Origin of the sequence: Finegoldia magna (genome assembly GCF_018371055.1) — a bacterium.
GTDB lineage: Bacteria > Bacillota > Clostridia > Tissierellales > Peptoniphilaceae > Finegoldia > Finegoldia magna_I.
The window spans coordinates 1-2746 of sequence record NZ_JAGYZD010000219.1 but is presented as its reverse complement, the minus strand read 5'-3'; the positions used below and the strand labels follow the sequence as shown (position 1 = coordinate 2746).

Below are 2746 nucleotides of genomic sequence, written 5' to 3'. Positions count from 1 at the left end.
ATTCCATCTATTTCAGGGCAAGGCGTGAAGTACCTACCTCCATCTAAAGCAACCCCACCTAATTCTTTCAATAATGTCTGATGATATTTAAATTTTATATCATACCAATGTGGCCTTGAGTCTGTTTGAGAAAAAAGATAATATTCATATCCATCTCTTTCATCTCTAGCGCTTTCATATTCTATAGTGAATTCTGGAAAATACTTATAATACTTCTGCATCTCACCATTTGGACCATCATTCCAATTTTCATAGTCTTCAAGATAAATCTCTAATCTCTCTAATACTGATTGAGTTAATCCGAATCTCTTCTTCCATAAAAATTCAACTTTATCTACATCTGCTGATCTATCTATAGGTGTATTAGTATCTTGAATTCTCGTATAAATATAATATGCTCTAATTTCCTGAAATTTATCTGTCAAATAATACGGTGTGTTATTTTCATTTAATATTACTATTACATCAATTGTTTTACTTGATATTTGATAGCTTTTTACATATACCGTTGGCCTTAAACCACCTGCGAATTTTTTGTCTTTTAGAAAATCAACTATATTTTGAGTGTTTTTTCTTCCATTGTCTTCACTCACATCTCTAAGATTATAATTATCATCTTCGTTGACACCTATTATTATAAAAGCATCTCTACTATCTAAATTATTAGACATGCAAATAATATCATGAAGTAAGTCTTGCTTTCCTTTATTATCAGATTTATACCATTCTTTCTTAAAATCCCAGTGCCCACCTTCCTGCCTAAGATTCATCAATTCCAATATTTCTTCTAGTTCAACCATATACCTTCTCCACAAATATTTATTATTTATATTATATCATTTGTAGGCAAAGAAAAAACAGCCCTATATCTAGAGCTGTCTATTTTTCAATCTCAACCTTAAGTCCAGATTTAAATACTACTTTTAAATTTTCTTCATAAATTACTATCTTCTCTATAAGTTTTCTTACTAAATCTTCATCATATCTTTCTATTTCTGATTCCTGATTATCTAAAAACTCTTCTAATTCCATCAATCTACTTTTTACATTCTTCTCTTCCGCCACATTTAGAAGTATCTTTTCTTTTTCATTTCTTAATTCTTCTACCTTATTTGCAAGGTCTGTGTAGTCTTTCTTGGCATTAGCAACTTTTAAAAGTTCTTCTTGAACTGCCAGCATTTCTTTATCTATTTCTTCTATCTGCCTACTTCCATTACCTGTGATGGCTTTTTCTATATTCTCTTTTATTATTTCTTTTAATTCACTACTTTCCGATATAAGTTGGTTGATGGCTTCTACGACTGCCTCTTGTAGGTCTTCCTCTTTTATTGTTCTTGCATGGCAGGCATCTGGTCCATGGGTTACTCTTGTACAACACCTCCAAACGGTGTATTTTTTTCCTCTGTTATTCCAAGCAATTCTTCTATAAATATCCCCGCATTTAGAGCAGTAGACAATACTTGAAAGGGCGTATTTGCTTGAATAAATTCTTCTTTTTTTGAGTAAAGTTTATAGCTAATAGTATCCATGCTTTTGTTACTTCATAATTTGCCTCTCAATTTATGAGTCTATGTTTTAAACAGCAACAAAAAACTATCCAAAGAAATAAATTTCAATGGATAGTTTTTTATATTGCTTATTTAATTGTTTATCTCTTCATCATTTTTGACTAGCTCAGCTTTTACTAAAAGCCTTTTATCGTTTTTGGGATAAGGATGACACGCCATTAAAAAGAGTTTGGTCTTTCCTTCTTCTCGTGTAAATTTACTCCAATCCGTAGGTTCAATCACTTCTTTATCAACTACCTTGTAATAGAGTTCTTCTTCTCTAGTAGTAATTTTTAGCTTATCACCATTTTCCAACTTGTCAATATTTAGAAAAGATTGTGTTTCGTTTATTCCTCCTCTGTGCCCTGCAAGAACAGTTATAGTATTTCCCTCTGAAGTCGGTATATCTGTATCCTCAACAATACCTGAACCTTCTAACAAAGATTGTTCACTTGTATTATCACTAATAGGGGTAATGACTCCTATCTTATCGATTCTAAGAACGCCTATAGCTGTATCTTTTATAGAGTCTTTTGATGCAACATTTTGTTCTATCTCTTCAGGTCTATTCTCCTGTTCGTAATTTTCAAAAGGAGGTAATTCTTGTTTTATTTGTTTTTCCAGATTAATAGATTCTTCTTTCTTTAATTCTATCCTCTTGTGGTTTAGAAATAGAAAAGCAATAGAAAAAACAATGAATATTAACCCGACTGCAAGAAGAAATTTACTTAAATGATCTTTTTTTGCTTATTTGACATTTTTCTTTCTTCTTGATCTTATTCTCTTTTTTCTTCGAATTCCAGCAAAAGTAGAAAGATTACCAAGTCCTAGTAAAATCCAAGCATAGGTTGATGGATTTAATCCGTTTCCTGTTTTAGGTAATTGCTTACCTGGCAAAGGAGTCTTAGGAGTATTTGGTTTAACTGGTGTTCCAGGGTTATTTGGCTTTTCTGGATCTTTTGGAGTTTCTGGCTTATTTGGTTCTTGTTGGTCATTAGGTTTATTTGGTGTATTTGGTTCTTCTGGCTTACCTGGCTCTGTTGGTTTTTTTTCTTTATTTACAATTGTAAAACCATCTTTCATATTGCCAAGATAATTGACATCAAACCATCTTCCATATAAGCCATTATCTAAAACTAAAACCTTATCTCCTTTTTCAGTTAAGGATGCACAGGCAGCTTCTAACCCTAGAATTCCTT

Annotated in this window: 4 protein-coding genes and 1 pseudogene; all 5 read right to left on the bottom strand. The window is 31.8% G+C overall.

Annotated features, from left to right (window positions below; translation table 11 throughout):
* Positions 1–800, bottom strand: an 800-nt coding sequence (locus KHW44_RS08210) for an ATP-binding protein (protein WP_304068287.1), incomplete at its 3' end; no start/stop codon positions are given.
* 79 nt (positions 801–879) lie between these two features.
* A complete protein-coding gene (locus tag KHW44_RS08205) occupies positions 880–1419 on the bottom strand; it encodes a zinc ribbon domain-containing protein (protein WP_304068291.1) in 540 nt (179 codons plus the stop codon).
* Complete coding sequence (locus tag KHW44_RS08200) at positions 1362–1529, bottom strand: hypothetical protein (protein ID WP_304068284.1); 168 nt, start codon at positions 1527–1529, stop codon at positions 1362–1364. Before KHW44_RS08200 ends, KHW44_RS08205 begins: the two co-directional genes overlap by 58 nt.
* Before the next feature lie 111 nt (positions 1530–1640).
* Positions 1641–2042 carry a class C sortase gene (locus KHW44_RS08195; RefSeq protein ID WP_273497950.1) on the bottom strand — a complete coding sequence of 134 codons (402 nt, stop codon included), beginning with the start codon at positions 2040–2042 and terminating at the stop codon, positions 1641–1643.
* A gap of 252 nt (positions 2043–2294) precedes the next feature.
* Positions 2295–2746, bottom strand: a pseudogene (locus KHW44_RS08190) (hypothetical protein); the annotation flags it as partial.